The organism is Listeria rocourtiae FSL F6-920 (genome assembly GCF_000525975.1).
In the GTDB taxonomy this organism is placed as follows: domain Bacteria; phylum Bacillota; class Bacilli; order Lactobacillales; family Listeriaceae; genus Listeria_A; species Listeria_A rocourtiae.
Genome location: NZ_AODK01000022.1, coordinates 15242 through 34087, shown reverse-complemented (window position 1 = coordinate 34087; position 18846 = coordinate 15242). Strand labels below are relative to the sequence as shown.

Genomic DNA, 18846 nt, shown 5'->3' with positions numbered 1-18846 from the left:
CGAAAAAAAGGAGGTGTGTACATGACTAAAAATAAGCGCCTTGTTTATATTGCTTTACTTGCAGCTCAGGCTGTTGTCATTAGCTTGCTTGAACGCGCGATACCATTTCCATTCGCTTTTGCGCCTGGTGCAAAGCTTGGTTTAGCAAATATTATTACGTGTATTTCCTTGTACACGCTATCCACAAAAGATGCTTTTATGATTGTCTGTATCAGGCTTGTGCTCGCAACACTGCTCGGAGGAACGATTTCGACATTTATGTATAGCGCAGCTGGAGCTATTTTAAGCTTTGGCGGTATGTGGTTGGTGAAAAAACTAGGGCCTAAACGTGTTAGTATTATCGGCGTCAGCACAACTGGAGGGATTCTTCATAACGTTGGTCAACTCGTGATTGCAAGCTGGATTGCTGGTAGCTGGAGTGTTATGTTGTATCTACCTGTCCTTTCGTTTATCGGGATATTATCAGGAATTGCAGTTGGAATTGCAGCCAATTATTTAATTAAAAATGTACAAACGCTACGCGCCTTTAATAAAACTAAGGAACCTATTCAAAACTAAGCGAAAAGAGGATGAATTATGCAACTTCACCCGATGTGGGATGCCTATCCAAATCTTCAAACAGATTTGAAGGACGTACTCACGACTATCGAAAAAAGTATTCAAATCAAAGATAAGCAAGTCGAGAAGAATGTGAAAGACTTGATTCATGCTGGTGGTAAATTATTGCGCCCCGCTTATGCTATGCTCGCGGCACAGATTGGGCCAGAATGGAATCGAGATCGCGCAATCGCTGTTGCCGGAGCCCTAGAAGTATTACATATGGCAACGCTAATTCATGACGATGTCGTGGATGACGCTCCGACAAGACGCGGCATTCCAACGATTCACTCAAAATACGGTCGTAACTATGCCGTTTACACCGGTGATTATTTGTTTTGTATCTGCTTCAAAATCTTATCGAGTCATGCTAGCTCTGTTGAGAACATCGAATTTAACAGCAAGAACATCGAAAAAATCCTAATGGGAGAGTTAGATCAAATGCGGATGCGCTACGATATTAATGTGACTGTTCGCCAATATTTGTCGCGTATATCAGGAAAAACCGCCCAACTCTTTGCTTTAAGCACTTTTTCAGGAGCATCACAGAGTAAGGCAACTCGTTTGCAGACCCGCAACGCTTGGAATATTGGGCACTATCTCGGGATGGCCTTCCAAATCATCGATGATGTGCTTGACTACACGAGCTCCAATGACGGTCTTGGAAAGCCAGTCCTAAACGATGTCAAACAAGGCGTTTACACTCTCCCACTCATTTATGCCATGCAAAAACACCAACCTGAATTTCAACCACTACTAGAAAAGCAACTCGATATGTCTGATGCTGACCTTGAAAACCTTCTTGACCTCATAGAAAAATACAAAGGCGTGGAACAGGCTTTCATGCTAGCTGATAAATATACTAAAAAGGCATTGCGTGAAATCACAAAACTACCAGTTGGTGCTTATCGTGATCAAATGTATGACCTAACATCCTCCATTTTAAAAAGGAACATTTAGTCCCGTACAGACTATGTGTTTCTTTTTTTCTAGAATAAATCGACAAAGAAAAAAATCCGACTCCCCAAAATGAGGAATCGGATTTTCATTTGAAATTATTTAGAGATAGTCGCTACTACTCCAGCGCCTACAGTACGTCCACCCTCACGGATAGAGAATTTAGTACCTTCTTCAATCGCAACTGGTGCAATTAGTTCTACTGAAATTTCAACGTTATCGCCAGGCATAACCATTTCAGTACCTTCTGGAAGTGTAACAACACCTGTTACGTCAGTAGTACGGAAATAGAATTGTGGACGGTAGTTATTGAAGAATGGAGTGTGACGTCCACCCTCTTCTTTTGACAAAACATAAGTTTCAGCTTTGAAAACTGTATGAGGAGTAATCGAACCTGGCTTAGCTAATACTTGGCCACGTTGGATTTCTTCACGAGCAACACCACGTAAAAGTGCACCGATGTTGTCGCCAGCTTCAGCATAATCAAGTAACTTACGGAACATTTCTACTCCAGTTACAACGATTTTTTTAGTTTCTTCAACTAAACCGATAACTTCAACTTCGTCACCAACTTTAACTTGGCCACGCTCAACACGACCTGTAGCAACAGTTCCACGACCTGTGATTGAGAATACATCCTCAACTGGCATCATGAATGGTTTGTCAGTGTCACGAGTTGGAGTTGGGATATAGCTATCCACAGCGTCCATAAGTTCGTTAACTTTTTCTTCCCACTCAGGCTCACCTTGAAGAGCTTTAAGAGCAGAACCTTTGATTACAGGAATGTCGTCGCCTGGGAATTCGTATTCAGTTAATAAATCACGGATTTCCATTTCAACTAATTCTAGCAATTCTTCGTCATCAACCATGTCACATTTGTTCATGAAGACAACAAGGTAAGGAACACCTACTTGACGTGAAAGTAAGATGTGCTCACGAGTTTGTGGCATTGGGCCATCAGCAGCAGATACTACTAAGATTCCACCGTCCATTTGCGCAGCACCAGTGATCATGTTTTTAACATAATCGGCATGTCCTGGGCAATCTACGTGTGCATAGTGACGAGTATCAGTTTCGTACTCAACGTGTGCAGTAGAGATTGTGATTCCACGTTCTCTTTCTTCTGGAGCACCATCGATTTGGTCATATGCAGAAGCTTCTGCAAAACCTTTTTTAGATAATACAGTAGTGATTGCAGCTGTTAAAGTAGTTTTACCATGATCGACGTGTCCGATAGTACCAACGTTAACATGGGGTTTTGAGCGGTCAAATTTTTCTTTAGCCATTTTATAATTTCCTCCTTAATGTTTAAAAAAATTATTGATAACACGCGGACTATGCCGCGCGAATCTCGTTACTATAGTTATACAGGATACAACAAAAGTTTGCAATCAATAGCATTTCGAACCATTCTCTTCCCGCCTAACAAGACTGCATCTCCGAACCTCAGTGTGCCGACGAATGCTTAGATTCTAGGCAATACCGAGTACCGGAGCGGAATGTACGACTGTACATGAGCACCGTAACGCAGGGATTAACGACGAAAATGAGCGTTCGTCGGCACACTGATTAGTCTTCTTTGTTGTTTCCGCCATTGGCTTTAATAATTTCTTCACCAACAGATTTTGGAACTTCTTCATAGTGATCAAACTGCATCGTATAAACTCCGCGACCTTGCGTACTTGAACGTAGGTACGTAGCATAACCAAACATGTTTGCAAGTGGAACGAATGCACGAACAACTTGAGCGTTACCGCGCGCCTCCATACCATCTACACGTCCACGACGAGATGTAATGTTACCCATAATGTCTCCAAGGTAATCCTCAGGAACAATTACTTCAACTTGCATCATAGGTTCCAAGATGACAGGATTACATTTCTTAGCCGCGTTACGAAGAGCCATAGAAGCGGCCACTTTAAAGGCCATTTCATTGGAATCGACATCATGGTAAGACCCGTCATATAATTTCGCTTTAATATCGATTAGCGGGTATCCTGCAAGTACACCATTTCCTAGTGCGCCTTCAAGACCTGCTTGTACTGCCGGGATGTATTCACGTGGAACAACACCACCAACGATAGCGTTCTCGAACTCAAAGCCTTTTCCTTCTTCGTTAGGACCAAATTCGATCCAAACGTGACCATATTGTCCACGACCACCGGATTGACGAACAAATTTACCTTCGACTTCGGCAGTTGTACGGAATGTTTCACGGTAAGAAACTTGTGGATCACCCACGTTAGCTTCTACCTTGAATTCACGCTTCATACGGTCTACAAGGATATCTAAGTGAAGCTCACCCATACCAGAGATAATTGTTTGACCAGTTTCTTGGTCAGTCTCTGTACGGAATGTTGGATCTTCTTCTGCAAGTTTTGCAAGAGCTTGACCCATTTTATCTTGATCGGCTTTTGACTTAGGCTCAATAGCAACCGAGATAACTGGTTCTGGGAATTCCATGGATTCTAAGATAATTTGATTCTTTTCATCACATAGTGTATCCCCAGTAGTCGTGTCTTTCAAACCAACAGCAGCAGCGATATCACCACAATATACGATTGAAATCTCTTCACGGTGATTTGCGTGCATTTGAAGGATACGCCCAACACGTTCACGCTTACCTTTAGATGAGTTTTGAACGTAAGAACCTGAGTTCAAAGTACCTGAGTAAACGCGGAAGAAAGTAAGACGACCAACATAAGGGTCAGTCATAACTTTAAACGCTAGAGAAGAGAACGGCTCGTCATCACTTGGGTGACGCTCTGCTTCTTCTTCTGAATCTGGTAAAACACCTTTAATAGCAGCAACATCTGTTGGCGCTGGAAGGTAATCTAGTACTGCATCAAGCATTGGCTGAACACCTTTGTTTTTGAATGCTGTACCACATACAACAGGATAGAAATCTACAGACAACGTTCCTTTACGGATTGCAGCTTTCAATTCTTCTTTTGTAGGCTCTTCACCTTCAAGATATTTCATCATTAATTCTTCATCTAAATCAGCGACAGCTTCGATAAGTTTGCCGCGGTATTCGTCAGCAAGCTCTTTTAAGTCAGCTGGGATTTCACGAATTTCAGGATCATTTCCTACATCATCAAGATAATACAAAGCGTTCATCTCAACTAAGTCAATAATACCTTCAAAAGTATCTTCCGCACCGATTGGTAATTGGATTGGGTGTGCGTTTGCATCCAGACGGTCATGTAATGTACCTACAGAATACAAGAAGTCAGCACCGATTTTATCCATTTTGTTGACAAATACTACACGAGGAACCCCGTAAGTAGTTGCTTGGCGCCAAACTGTTTCGGTTTGTGGCTCAACACCTGATTGTGCATCTAGAACGGCAACAGCACCATCTAATACACGAAGGGAACGTTCAACTTCAACCGTGAAATCTACGTGTCCTGGAGTATCGATAATGTTTACGCGGTGACCTTTCCATTGCGCAGTTGTCGCAGCGGATGTGATCGTAATACCACGTTCTTGTTCTTGTTCCATCCAGTCCATTTGGGATGCACCTTCATGTGTTTCACCAATTTTATGAATACGCCCTGTATAGAAAAGGATACGCTCTGTAGTAGTGGTTTTACCAGCATCAATATGAGCCATAATACCAATATTACGCGTCTTTTCTAAGGAGAACTCTCTAGCCATGGGTATTTCTCCTTCCATTATTAACGATTTAGTTAGGCAACAAGTGTTGACCTAGTCGCGCGAATAAGACGAATCTTACCAGCGATAGTGAGCGAATGCTCTGTTCGCATCTGCCATTTTATGTGTATCTTCACGTTTCTTAACGGAAGCTCCAGCATTGTTAGATGCATCAAGAATCTCGTGTGCAAGACGTTCTACCATAGTTTTCTCTCCACGAAGACGTGAATAGTTAACTAACCAACGTAGACCTAGTGTTGTACGACGATCAGCACGAACTTCAATCGGAACTTGATAGTTAGCACCACCAACACGGCGAGCTTTTACTTCAAGAACTGGCATGATGTTTTTGATTGCTTCGTCAAATACTTCCATAGGATCTTTTCCACTTTCTTGCGCGATGATATCAAAAGCAGAATAAATGATAGTTTGCGCTTTTCCACGCTTACCATCAATCATAAGTTTATTGATTAGACGTGTTACCAATTTCGAATTATACATCGGATCTGGCAATACGTCACGTTTAGCAACAGGACCTTTACGAGGCATTGGATATCCTCCTTTCATATAAGTTTAGTTTATTTTTTAGGTTTTTTTCGTTCCGTATTTAGAACGGCTTTGTCCTCTATTTTCAACACCAGCTGTATCTAGAGCACCACGTACGATATGATAACGTACCCCTGGTAAATCTTTAACACGTCCACCACGAATAAGTACAACACTATGTTCTTGTAAGTTGTGTCCGATACCTGGGATATAAGCAGTTACTTCAAGTCCGTTAGTCAAACGTACACGAGCGTACTTACGAAGAGCCGAGTTAGGTTTCTTCGGAGTCATTGTACCAACACGAGTACATACACCACGTTTCTGTGGAGATGATACGTCTGTTAATGATCTTCTGAAAGTATTTAGGCCTTTGTTAAGTGCTGGAGAATCAGATTTCTGAGATTTAGATTGACGCGGTTTGCGAACTAATTGATTAATTGTAGGCATTTTTTGGTTTCCTCCTTCCGATATTTCTAGAGCCACACATCCAGGTGGTTCATTTTTTCTTTAAAATAAAATTGCTGATAGGGAATTCCTAACAACAGCTTCTATTTTCTATACCTCGTCACGAAGGAAGAGGCACCTTGGATATAGTACCATTCTTAGTAGGGAATTGTCAAGGATTTCGACCACATTTCTTCCACAAAAAAAGATACTTAGAAACAGTCGATTACATCAACGCCTTCAAGCATCTTTCGTGATTATTTATTTAATACCATCAGCGAGCTAGAACACTTTTTTTAAAGTTAAATGGTAGATTGTATAACTGTTTTAACGAGCCAAGTTCAGCGTTTCTTACGAATTCCTGAAAAAGCCGGTTCATGGATGCCTCCTCATTCGCGATTAGTTCTGGATGCCATTGGACACCTACAACAAATGGAACTCCTTGTTTTTCGATAGCTTCTACAACTCCATCCGGTGCGATTGCAGTTATTTTCAAGCCGGTTCCGAGATTTTCTATAGCCTGGTGATGGAATGAATTTACATGTGTTGAATTTCCGAAAATACTATGAAGTCGGGATAACTTTTCAAATTTGACAGTATGCGTTACTTGAGTAGCTTGTTCTTGTTGCATATGTGGTAAATTTGCATTTTCAATACAGCTTGTGTCTTGATACAATGTTCCCCCAAGCGCAACATTTAGTAATTGAGCACCTCGACAAATCGCGAGTATTGGTTTCTTTTGCGCTAAAGTTTCTTTAAGGAGGGCCAGTTCGAAAGAGTCTCGTTTCTCGCATGTAACACCAAGTTCTGCCTCTGGCTCTGCACCATAAAATTTGGGGGAGATGTCTTGTCCACCAGACAGAATAAGTCCATCCAGTTGGTCTACAAAAGTCTTCACAAAACGTTTATCTGTGACGGGAATGACTAGCGGTGCGGCACCATTATCTGCCACAACCGATACATAATCTCCACCAACATAAGTACCATTGCGTGAAATCGTATTTGAAACTTGAACCGTTAACTGTGCCGCCGAAATGCCAATGATTGCAGTCATCAACTTTGCCCCCTTTTCAAATTCACATCTTTTTACTCGGAATTAATTTTTTCCATTATACCTTGCTTCAAACAGAAAGTAAAGTGATTACACAAAAAAGCCTGAAAAGTCATACAGACCTCTCAAGCTTTCCCATTTACTTATAAAACGATTCAATAACAGGCTTCATCTTATCAATTACAAGCCCACTACCACCACGACCGTTCACATCCTCAATCATAGCTAACATGAGGTAATTTGGCTGATCACTATCAAATGCTAATAAGAATCCATTTTCAAGACCACTTTCGCCTTGTTTTTGTTTTAATTCGGCAGTTCCGGTTTTTGCGGCAATATTGTGCCCCGCGATTTGGAGTTTATGAGCTGTTCCTTCTGGTTTGGAAACAGCTTGTACGAGAGCTACTTTGACAGTGTTCGCTGTTTCTGCACTCATCGGTTCTTTTGCCGCTTTCGCCTCTTCTGCTGTGTTCAATTTCGGATAGACCATCTTCCCATTATTAGCGAATGGTGTGTACGCTACTGCTTGTTGGATAGGTGACATCAATAATTCGCCTTGACCATAAGCCGTATCAGCAAGCAAAATATCCGATTTAATCCCATCGTTGGAAATTTGTGCTGGCTCCATGTTAAATGGTAAATCAAATTCTTCACCAAAATCGAATTTTTTCAAGCCGTCTTGGAATTTAGCTTCGCCCATTGCCAATCCTTCTTGTGCAAAATAAATATTATCGGAATTCACTAGTGCATCAACCATGTTCACTTTTGGGACATCATGGACGCGCGTCACGAAATATTTACCCCACGATTTGTCTTTTTGCCACTGTAAACCAGAAATTTCGCGTACTTTGTCGGGTTTTGTCGTTCCATTTTCAAGCCCTACCGCTGCTGTAATTGTTTTAAAAGTTGACCCCGGTGCATAGCGTGTAGCATAACGAGCTAGGAATGGCAGTTTTTTATCGTCAGTGTATTTTTTGTAGTCTGCACTTGAAATTCCTGCTACCATCTGATTCGTATCATAGGATGGAGAGCTCACAAGCGCCGCGAGATTACCATTTGTAGGATTGATTACTGTCGCCGAACCAACCTCACCTTTTAGCGCGTTAAAAGCATTTTGCTGAATCTGGCTATCGATTGTCAATTTAATCGTGTCGCCATCTTTTTTCTCATTTTGTTGCAGAACAGTCTCCTCTTTTGTTTCATCATTTACAATCAAGATGCGCCCACCATTAACGCCACGCAAAGCCTTGTCATAATAACGCTCCAAGCCAGCTTTTCCGATTATATCGCCAGCGTTTAGTAATTTATTCTTCTCGATATCTTCGGCGCTCACTTCACCAACATAGCCAATCAAGTGTGCAGCTGCTTGGCTTAGCGGATAATAACGCGATTCAATCGTGGCGTAGCTCACACCAGTCATTTGTACAGGAGATCCTGTTGTTAGGACCTTGATTGGCACAAACGTATCCGGATGTACCCAGCTTTGTGATAGCTTCTTTTCTAAATCAGCAACAGGAATATCGAATTTTTTACTAATCGCTTCCAAATTTTTTGCTTTGGCATCACCTTCGCCAAGATCATTGGGAACAATTCCGACCTCGCTGACATTTTTGTTAATCGCGAGCCCTTTACCATTCACGTCTTGAATCTGACCACGCTTAGCCTCATCTGTCGTCAAGCGTACTTTATCCGATTTCACCATTCCTGGAAAAATTAAATTCGGTTGCCATTCTATTTTCCAATTATCATCCTCACTTGAAATCGTAGCACTATATTTCTGCTTCGCCATCTCGCCCAGCGTCGTCGTCATTTCCAAACTATACGTCAATTTATAATTATTTTTTGCATCGTCATGCTCCACTTTCAGGTCAGAAACCTTGATGTCGCGCGCGTCGATACCTGTGTAAACTGTTTTATATTTCGCTTCCATTTCCTGCGCCGTAAAACCACTCGTTTTCAATGATTCCTTCGTCACATCATCCGAGAGTTTTGCGAAATTCTGCTTTTTTATATTTGTTGTAAAATTCTCCGCAGCTTCGTTTGCCATTTTCTCATTCTTCGCACTGCTATTCATGAAATAGTAAGTCGCGGCCCCTCCAATAGCAAGCACTAAAACAACGATGAGACTTATCCAGACTACTTTCTTATTACTCTTTTTTTGTCTACGCACCTTGTTCCCTCCATTTGTAGCTTGTTTTGACTGCTTCTTTATTATAGCAAAGGATTGCTCAATCGGCACTAATCTTTAAAAATTCTTTCTCTTCTCTAAACTGTTTCGTAAAATCGCGTTTCAACTCTAATAAATAGCGCAAGTCATTGAGAAATTGGAACAACAGTGCTCGCCCTTCAAACTCTTCTCTCGTCTTTGGTAACTCACTTTCACGAAAATCAGTAAGTATCTGATTCACATCTGCGACCAGATCCTCCGCTGGATTCTGCTCTGAGAGTGATAGTGCGGTTTTCTCAACCAAGCTAGCCATTTTTTCTGCATGCTCCGTCAAAATACTAATTTCACGTACCGACTGACTCATCTGCCTCATCACGCGCAATTGTACTGTCCGCATATCGATATATTTAATATAATATCGCGAATCCGCAAATAGCTGATTATCCAAATGGCGACGTGACTGTTCATTAGCTTCTGTTAAATACTGCGCCAACTGCTTAATCAGCTTTTTTTCATCCAAATAAAGTGGTTCTCGTTTCAAATCCTGTGCAAAACAAAAGAAAATTTGACGCATTACGGACTCAATTTTTTGTCGTTGTTGCTTCATTTCGCTGTCCATTTTAGGCATGTATAAGTTCAACAATATGCCAATTCCTGCACCGATCGCCATGAGTAGCATCTCATTTGTAAACCAGAATAGCGAGAGCGATTGCTCAACTAAGATATGCGTCACAAGTACCGAACTTACAACAATGCCATCTGTTACTTTAAGACGTGCTGCTATTGAGATGAAAACGAGTAAGTAAAAGCCGAATGCAATCGCGTTGAAACCTAGCAGCATGAAGAAAATCGCAGATATTGTTAGGGCGATAATCGTTGAGTAGACCCGTTGTAGCGCGAGTTGTATCGATCCTTTTTTTGTGTTTTGAATGCTTAGAACTGTGATTAAGCCTGCTGAAACTGCATACTCAAGGCCCCACCACTCGGCGATAAGAATCGCAAGCGTTGCGCCAACAGCTGTTTTTACTGTGCGTAGTCCAATTTTCAACGTTTTCACCTCTTCTTCCTATCGTTTTTTTATTTTACACTATGTAGTAGAAATTAAAAAGCTGAGTATAGCGAAGTCAAACATAGTGGAGCTTGACAAATTTCCAATAGTCTTATTGATACTTTAAAATGGGAGAATAGAGTAAAAAGACACCTGCGAAATAATGGATAAATCGCAGGTGTCTCTTGGTATTCTATATCGAGCTTCGCAGGCCAGTCCTTCGAAGTTTTCGCCCCCTACGAAAAAGTCAAAAGAGGACTTTTACTTCGGCGGCTCCAAACTTTTTCAGGCCTGACGGGCATGCTCAGCATCTTGTTTTATCGAGCTTCTCGCGCCAGTCCTTCGGTACTTTCACCTCACTACACAAAAATCAAAAAAGGATTTTTATTCCGGAGGCTCCAAGCCCTTTCAGGTCTGAACGGGCGCGCTCAGCATCTTGTTTATAAGTGTTTCGATTCTTCTAGTTCGGCAACTTCTTGTTCTTTTCCTAGTACGGATGATTTCAGTTTGCGGTAGTGGTGAATACCTGTACCGGCTGGAATCAGTTTACCTAGGATAACATTTTCTTTTAAGCCGAGTAGTTCATCGGTTTTACCTTTGATTGCTGCATCTGTAAGAACTCGTGTCGTTTCTTGGAATGATGCAGCAGACAAGAAGGAGTCTGTTTCAAGGGATGCTTTTGTAATACCTAGCAATACTGGGCGTCCAGTCGCTGGTTGTTTACCGGCAAGTAATGCGTCACGGTTTGACTCAGTAAATGTATGCACATCCATTAATGTACCTGGTAAGATGTTTGTATCACCAGTATCCATCACGCGGATTTTACGTAGCATTTGACGAACCATAACCTCAACGTGTTTATCGCCGATTTCAACCCCTTGCATCCGGTAAACTTTTTGTACCTCAGCAAGTAGGTATTCTTGTACGGAGAGAACGTCACGAACACGAATCAACGCTTTCGGATCGATTGAACCTTCTGTCAACGCTTCTCCACGATCAACAATGTCTCCAACTTTGACACGAAGGCGCGCAGTATAAGGAATACTGTAGCTGCGACGGTCCTCATCTTTACCTTGTATCACGATTTCTTGTTGACGATCGCGTGCCTCTTCAATAGAAACAACTTCACCTTCAACTTCGGTAATAATCGCTTGACCTTTAGGATTACGTGCCTCAAAAATCTCTTGGATACGTGGAAGACCTTGCGTGATATCATCTCCGGCTACCCCACCTGTATGGAACGTACGCATAGTAAGCTGTGTACCTGGTTCCCCGATAGATTGTGCAGCGATAATACCAACTGCTTCCCCAACTTCGACTTCTGTTCCTGTTGCCAAGTTCTTACCGTAACATTTTTTACATACTCCGTGTTTTGTATTACATGTGAACGCGGAACGGATTGTTACTTGCTCAATTCCAGCTTCTACCACACGGCGCGATTTCTCTTCTGTTATCAAATCATTTTCAGCAACGATAACTTCGCCAGTTTCTGGATGTCTAATTGATTTACGAGCATAGCGACCTTCCAAACGTTCTTCCAATGCTTCGATGATTTCTGTACCTTCACGGATAGCTTGGATTTCAAGACCACGGTCAGTGCCACAATCGTATTCACGAATGATAACATCTTGCGCCACATCAACGAGACGACGAGTAAGATACCCTGAATCGGCTGTTTTAAGGGCTGTATCAGTAAGTCCTTTACGCGCACCATGCGTCGAGATAAAGTATTCCAAGACTGTCAAACCTTCACGGAAATTCGATGTGATTGGAAGTTCTACGATACGTCCAGATGGATCAGCCATCAGACCACGCATTCCCGCAAGCTGTGTAAAGTTGGAAATATTACCACGAGCTCCGGAATCTTGCATCATGAAAATTGGATTTAAGCGATCCAAACTCAAGATTAGTTTTCCTTGAATAACATCTTTCGCTTCATTCCAAACACCGATAACACGTTCATATCTTTCGTCATCTGTAATCAGACCACGACGGAATGTTTTCGTTATTTTCTCTACTTTATCATGCGCTTCATCAAGAATGTCATGCTTTTCTTCAAGCGTCAAAATGTCGGCGATACCAACTGTCATACCAGCCTTTGTAGAGATTTTGAAACCTAAATCTTTCATGCGGTCAAGCATGCGAGATGTTTCTGTGATATGGAACTTTTTGAATACTTCCGCGATGATGTTTCCTAAGATTTTTTTTCTTGAATGGGTCGACAATTTCTTGTTCTTGAATATGTTTTTTCACATCAACGCCTGTATCTACAAAATATTTCTTAGGTGTTTCAACTTCTAGATTATAATTTGTAGGTTCGTTAATATATGGGAATGTAGTCGGCAAAATTGTATTAAAAATCAGCTTACCAACTGTTGTGATTAGTAATTGCTTACGCTGTTCGTCAGTAAATCTTTCGTTGTCAATCGAGCCCGCAACAACCGCAATACGTGAGTGCAAATGAACATAACCGTTTTGGTATGCTAATTGCGCTTCATTAATATCTGTGAATACTGTACCTTCACCAACTGTACCTTCACGTTCAAGCGTTAAGTAGTAGTTACCTAGTACCATATCTTGAGAAGGTGTTACAACTGGTTTACCATCTTTCGGATTCAAAATGTTTTGAGCAGCAAGCATTAGAATACGCGCTTCTGCTTGTGCTTCCGCAGATAGTGGAACATGGACAGCCATTTGGTCACCATCAAAATCGGCGTTATAAGCTGTACATACTAGTGGATGCAGACGAATTGCACGTCCTTCAACAAGTGTGGGTTCGAAAGCTTGGATACCTAGTCTATGCAAAGTAGGGGCACGGTTAAGTAGCACAGGATGCTCACGAATAACTTCTTCTAATACATCCCAAATTTCAGGAGAAGAACGTTCGATTTTGCGTTTTGCACTCTTAATGTTATGAGCAAGACCACGACCAACCAATTCTTTCATAACGAAAGGCTTGAATAGTTCGAGAGCCATCTCTTTTGGAAGCCCACATTGATACATTTTAAGGTTCGGACCTACGACGATAACGGAACGACCAGAATAATCGACACGTTTACCTAACAAGTTTTGACGGAAACGACCTTGCTTCCCTTTAAGCATGTGAGATAGTGATTTCAAGGGACGATTACCTGGCCCTGTTACAGGACGACCGCGACGACCATTATCAATCAAAGCATCTACTGCTTCTTGGAGCATCCGTTTTTCATTTTGCACGATGATGTTAGGCGCACCTAAATCAAGTAAACGTTTCAGACGATTATTCCGGTTAATTACGCGACGATAAAGGTCATTCAAATCACTTGTCGCAAAACGTCCACCTTCAAGTTGAACCATTGGGCGGATTTCTGGAGGGATAACTGGAAGCACGTCAAGAACCATCCAACTTGGATCATTACCAGAATGGCGAAACGCTTCTAGAACTTCTAAACGGCGGATTGCGCGAGTTCTACGTTGCCCTTGTGCCGATTTCAATTCTTCTTTCAAGCCATCAACTTCCTTTTCAAGCTGAATGTCTGCAAGAAGTTTTTTGATTGCTTCTGCACCCATTCCTGCTTGGAATGATTGGCTATATTTCTCACGGTAAACGCGATACTCTTTTTCAGAAAGCAATTGTTTCTTTTCAAGCGGTGTATCGCCTGGTTCTGTTACAACATAGGAAGCAAAGTAGATAACTTCTTCCAATGCTCGCGGTGACATGTCAAGCGCAAGTCCCATACGGCTCGGAATACCTTTAAAATACCAAATATGTGTTACAGGTGCAGCTAGTTCGATGTGTCCCATACGCTCACGACGAACTTTGGACTTCGTAACTTCAACGCCACAACGGTCACAAACAACGCCTTTATAGCGAACACGTTTGTATTTCCCACAAGAACATTCCCAGTCTTTCATTGGTCCGAAGATTCTTTCACAGAACAACCCATCGCGCTCAGGTTTCAGCGTACGATAGTTGATTGTTTCTGGTTTTTTAACTTCTCCGTGTGACCATGAACGAATTTTATCTGGAGACGCAAGACCTATTTTCATATACTCAAAATTTTTCACATCTAACACTGGTCTACCTCCTAAATTCTAGCGGATAGCCTATTCCATATAAATTGGCGACAAGCGCTCGCATTCAGTGATTCTTGCGGACTTCCGGTTCTCACATACGTAAGCATGCTCCGCTTCCGGCTTCCACAACAATCACTGAATACAACCGCTTTCGCTCAATTTGCCTAAAGCAGAATGTGCGTCTTACCCATTCAAAAAAATTGGTTCGGCGCTCTCTATCCAACTAACATTTTTGTTATTCATGTTCTATTTTTAGCATCTTGCATTGTTGTTGAGGTTCTTAAGTAGCGTATTTTGCTGCTTTAGAACCTCAATACAAGTGCGAACAGCGTGAGCATTTGTTCCATACCCCGCCTAACGGACTTTTTCAGCATCTTATTATAATCCAGCTTTGTTGTGGTTCTTGAAAAGCGTTATGTGCTTTTTTAGAACCTCAATATGCAGTTGAATGCAATGAAACTGCCTTCTTCTTAGCCAGCTCCTCGAAAACTTCACGCCCTCCTTAAAAAGCAAGTACGGCTTTTTACTGCGGCCGCTCCAGTTTTTTTCGGAGCTAACGGGCTCTTTCAGCATCTTATTATTGATTCGAATCTATGATTCCTGCTGGTTTTGCTGGTTCAGATACGATGTTGAAAGCGTCGTTTTGAGCGCCGAACTCTTCGTCTTCTAGGTCGCGTAATTCGATTTCTTCTTTGTCAGCGGAAAGGATTTTTACGTCCATCCCTAGACTTTGAAGCTCTTTAATTAATACCTTGAAGGATTCTGGTACGCCTGGTTCTGGAATGCTTTCTCCTTTAACAATGGCTTCATATGTTTTCACACGTCCAACCACGTCATCAGATTTAATCGTTAGGATTTCTTGAAGTGTATAAGCGGCACCATATGCTTCTAGCGCCCAAACTTCCATCTCTCCGAAACGTTGTCCACCGAACTGTGCTTTACCGCCTAGTGGTTGTTGTGTTACTAGTGAGTAAGGTCCTGTTGAACGAGCATGTAATTTATCATCAACCATGTGGGCAAGTTTAATCATGTACATAATACCGACAGAAATACGATTATCGAATGGTTCACCTGTACGTCCATCATAAAGTGTTGTTTTCGCATCTGGTGCCATACCGGATTCGGCAACTGTACTCCATACATCTTCATCATTCGCTCCATCAAATACTGGTGTCGCGATATGAATGCCGAGGTAACGAGCAGCCATACCTAAATGAAGCTCAAGTACTTGTCCAATATTCATCCGTGATGGTACCCCTAGCGGGTTAAGCATGATATCTACTGGCGTTCCATCTGGCATAAATGGCATATCTTCTTCTGGTAAAATACGAGAGATAACCCCTTTATTACCATGACGTCCGGCCATTTTATCGCCTTCATGAATTTTACGCTTTTGAACGATATAAACGCGAACGAGTTGGTTTACACCTGGTGGTAACTCATCGCCTGCTTCACGTGTAAAGATTTTCACGTCAAGGACAATACCGTCACCGCCATGTGGTACGCGCAATGATGTATCGCGAACTTCACGCGCTTTTTCACCGAATATAGCATGTAGTAGACGTTCTTCTGCTGTTAATTCTGTAACCCCTTTTGGCGTTACTTTACCAACGAGCAAGTCGCCGTCTTTTACTTCTGCTCCGACACGGATAACACCACGTTCATCAAGATCACGCAATGCATCTTCCCCAACGTTTGGAATGTCGCGTGTCATTTCCTCAGGTCCGAGTTTTGTATCACGCGCTTCTGATTCAAATTCTTCAATATGAATCGACGTGTAAACATCATCTTTTACAAGACGTTCACTCATAATGATCGCATCCTCATAGTTGTAACCATCCCAAGTCATGAATGCTACAAGAACATTACGACCAAGAGCAAGTTCCCCAGAGTCCATCGAAGGTCCGTTACCAAGAATTTCGCCTTTTGTTACGCGATCTCCTTCTGCAACATTTGGAGATTGGTTGTAACACGTACCATGATTCGAGCGAACAAATTTGCGCAGTGTATATTTATCAATGCCACCGCTAACTTCTTTGCCATCCACTTCGGAAATACGGCGAACCCAGATTTCTCTAGCTTCTACGTGTTCTACAAGACCATCATGTTTACAAACGACAGCAGCACCAGAATCGCGGGCAGAAACGTGTTCCATACCTGTTCCGATGATTGGCGCTTCCGGATTAAGAAGCGGTACGGCTTGACGTTGCATGTTGGCTCCCATTAGCGCACGGTTGGAGTCATCATTTTCAAGGAACGGAATACATGCCGTCGCAACCGAAACTACTTGTTTTGGCGATACATCCATGTAATCGATACGTTCTTTTTCAACAGCTAAATTGGCAGAACGGAAACGTGCCATAACTTCTTCTTCTGTAAAAGTACCAAGCTCATCCAATTTGGAGTTCGCTTGCGCCACTACATAGTTATCCTCTTCGTCTGCAGTCAGATAGTCAATCGTATCTGTTACGCGGTTCGTTTCTGGATCAACACGGCGATATGGTGTTTCAATAAAGCCAAACTTGTTCACTTTTGCAAATGATGACAAGGAGTTAATCAGTCCAATGTTCGGGCCCTCAGGCGTTTCAATCGGGCACATACGCCCATAGTGAGAATAATGCACGTCACGTACTTCATAACCAGCACGTTCACGCGTCAAACCACCGGGGCCAAGCGCTGAAAGACGACGTTTATGCGTCAATTCGGCCAGTGGATTCGTTTGGTCCATGAATTGTGATAACTGCGAGCTACCAAAGAATTCTTTAATAGATGCCACTACTGGACGAATATTAATTAATTGTTGCGGCGTTACCGTACTCATGTCTTGAATCGACATACGCTCACGAACAACACGCTCCATACGTGATAAACCAATACGGAACTGATTTTGTAAAAGTTCCCCAACTGAACGCAAACGACGGTTACCAAGATGGTCAATATCATCTGTGTCCCCTACTCCGTGAAGTAAGTTGAAGAAATAACTGATAGAAGAAATAATATCGGCTGGCGTAATGTGTTTTACACTCTCATCGATGTAGGCATTACCAATCACATTGATAATTTTTTCTTCTTCACTGTTCGGTGCATAAATTTTGATAGATTGAACAACAACGCTATCTTCCATCACACCATCAGTGGGACGAAGTGTACGGAACCCAACGCCATTTTCAAGATTATCAATAATAGAATCTAATTTACGACGATCTAAAATTTCACCTTTAGACGCGATAATTTCACCAGTTTCTGGATCAACTAACGTTTCAGCAAGCGTTTGGTTAAATAGTCGATTCTTCAAATGCACCTTTTTGTTGATTTTGTAACGACCAACATTCGCTAAATCATAACGTTTCGGATCAAAAAAGCGGGATACGAGCAAGCTCTTCGCATTTTCAACTGTTGGTGGTTCACCAGGACGTAAGCGCTCGTAAATTTCAAGCAATGCTTTGTCCGCATTATCGGTATTATCTTTCTCAAGTGTGTTGCGTAAGTAATCATTCTCCCCGATTAATTCCAAAATTTCGCTATCGGAGCCGAATCCTAGCGCACGTAAAAGAACAGTAACTGGTAATTTACGCGTCCGGTCGATTCTCACATGAACAACATCTTTCGCGTCTGTTTCATACTCAAGCCACGCCCCGCGGTTAGGGATAACAGTAGAACCAAAACCTTTTTTACCGTTTTTATCGAGTTTCCCGTTAAAATAAACACCCGGAGAACGTACTAATTGCGATACAATAACACGCTCGGCACCATTAATAACAAATGTACCCATCTCGGTCATAAGCGGGAAATCACCCATAAATACTTCCTGGTCTTTCACTTCGCCCGTCTCTTTATTGATAAGACGTAACTTTACACGCAATGGTGCTGCATAATTCGCATCACGGTTTTTCGACTCTTCTACTGAATATTTCGGATCTCCCAAATTGTAGTCGATAAATTCTAGTGACAAATTCCCAGCAAAATCCTCAATTGGAGAAATATCGCGGAACATTTCACGTAATCCCTCATCCAAAAACCACTGGTAGGACTTCGATTGAATCTCGATTAAGTTTGGCAACTCCAACACTTCACTAATACGAGCGAAACTTCTACGTTGGCGATGTCTTCCGTACTGAACTAGTTGACCTGACAACTCATTCACCCTCTCAAATAAACTAAATTTATTAAGCACATTGCAGCAAAAATAGTACAATGGAACTTGGCAAAAATACCTAAAAAAGACAAAAAGAAAGTGGGCTCCTCAAAGAAAACCACTATTTTCTTGCTATGTGAACCAAACAGGCTAAAACTGCAATTCCTCGCGTACGCACCAATAAATAT

10 protein-coding genes and 1 pseudogene are annotated in these 18846 nt (G+C 42.0%); 2 read left to right on the top strand and 9 right to left on the bottom strand.

The window, feature by feature from the left end; all coding sequences use genetic code 11:
• Positions 1–21 precede the first annotated feature (21 nt).
• Both eetB and PROCOU_RS08300 read left to right on the top strand, forming a co-directional pair.
• Positions 22–558, top strand: a complete 537-nt coding sequence (eetB, locus tag PROCOU_RS08305) for a flavinylation system FAD exporter subunit EetB (protein WP_036071378.1) — start codon at positions 22–24, stop codon at positions 556–558.
• Positions 559–576: 18 nt separating this feature from the next.
• Positions 577–1557 carry a polyprenyl synthetase family protein gene (locus tag PROCOU_RS08300; RefSeq protein ID WP_036071377.1) on the top strand — a complete coding sequence of 327 codons (981 nt, stop codon included), beginning with the start codon at positions 577–579 and terminating at the stop codon, positions 1555–1557.
• 95 nt (positions 1558–1652) lie between these two features.
• Here PROCOU_RS08300 and tuf read toward each other — a convergent pair whose 3' ends face one another.
• The 9 genes and pseudogenes from tuf to rpoB form a co-directional block, all read right to left on the bottom strand.
• Positions 1653–2840 carry an elongation factor Tu gene (gene tuf / locus PROCOU_RS08295; RefSeq protein ID WP_036071376.1) on the bottom strand — a complete coding sequence of 396 codons (1188 nt, stop codon included), beginning with the start codon at positions 2838–2840 and terminating at the stop codon, positions 1653–1655.
• Between the two features lie 283 nt (positions 2841–3123).
• Positions 3124–5214 (bottom strand): elongation factor G, encoded by a 2091-nt coding sequence (fusA, locus tag PROCOU_RS08290; RefSeq protein ID WP_036071375.1) that lies wholly within the window; start codon positions 5212–5214, stop codon positions 3124–3126.
• Between the two features lie 75 nt (positions 5215–5289).
• Positions 5290–5760, bottom strand: coding sequence for a 30S ribosomal protein S7 (gene rpsG / locus PROCOU_RS08285; RefSeq protein ID WP_036065477.1), 471 nt, complete (start codon positions 5758–5760; stop codon positions 5290–5292).
• 36 nt (positions 5761–5796) lie between these two features.
• Positions 5797–6204 carry a 30S ribosomal protein S12 gene (rpsL, locus tag PROCOU_RS08280; protein ID WP_036071374.1) on the bottom strand — a complete coding sequence of 136 codons (408 nt, stop codon included), beginning with the start codon at positions 6202–6204 and terminating at the stop codon, positions 5797–5799.
• Positions 6205–6475: 271 nt separating this feature from the next.
• A complete protein-coding gene (locus PROCOU_RS08275) occupies positions 6476–7255 on the bottom strand; it encodes a gamma-glutamyl-gamma-aminobutyrate hydrolase family protein (protein WP_051994291.1) in 780 nt (259 codons plus the stop codon).
• Between the two features lie 136 nt (positions 7256–7391).
• A complete protein-coding gene (gene pbp4, locus PROCOU_RS08270; protein ID WP_036071373.1) occupies positions 7392–9422 on the bottom strand; it encodes a penicillin-binding protein PBP4(5) in 2031 nt (676 codons plus the stop codon).
• A gap of 58 nt (positions 9423–9480) precedes the next feature.
• Entirely contained in the window at positions 9481–10467 is a 987-nt protein-coding gene (locus PROCOU_RS08265) for an aromatic acid exporter family protein (RefSeq protein ID WP_036071372.1), read from the bottom strand.
• A gap of 440 nt (positions 10468–10907) precedes the next feature.
• A pseudogene (gene rpoC, locus PROCOU_RS18845) lies at positions 10908–14523 on the bottom strand (DNA-directed RNA polymerase subunit beta').
• 577 nt (positions 14524–15100) lie between these two features.
• Complete coding sequence (rpoB, locus tag PROCOU_RS08255) at positions 15101–18658, bottom strand: DNA-directed RNA polymerase subunit beta (RefSeq protein ID WP_036071371.1); 3558 nt, start codon at positions 18656–18658, stop codon at positions 15101–15103.
• Positions 18659–18846 lie beyond the last annotated feature (188 nt).

What these genes read in the sequence shown, in the direction of transcription:
- eetB (WP_036071378.1), top strand. Translation starts at nt 22, where the DNA reads ATGACTAAAAATAAGCGCCTTGTTTATATTGCTTTACTTGCAGCTCAG.
- PROCOU_RS08300 (WP_036071377.1), top strand. Translation starts at nt 577, where the DNA reads ATGCAACTTCACCCGATGTGGGATGCCTATCCAAATCTTCAAACAGAT.
- tuf (WP_036071376.1), bottom strand. Translation starts at nt 2,840, where the DNA reads ATGGCTAAAGAAAAATTTGACCGCTCAAAACCCCATGTTAACGTTGGT.
- fusA (WP_036071375.1), bottom strand. Translation starts at nt 5,214, where the DNA reads ATGGCTAGAGAGTTCTCCTTAGAAAAGACGCGTAATATTGGTATTATG.
- rpsG (WP_036065477.1), bottom strand. Translation starts at nt 5,760, where the DNA reads ATGCCTCGTAAAGGTCCTGTTGCTAAACGTGACGTATTGCCAGATCCG.
- rpsL (WP_036071374.1), bottom strand. Translation starts at nt 6,204, where the DNA reads ATGCCTACAATTAATCAATTAGTTCGCAAACCGCGTCAATCTAAATCT.
- PROCOU_RS08275 (WP_051994291.1), bottom strand. Translation starts at nt 7,255, where the DNA reads ATGACTGCAATCATTGGCATTTCGGCGGCACAGTTAACGGTTCAAGTT.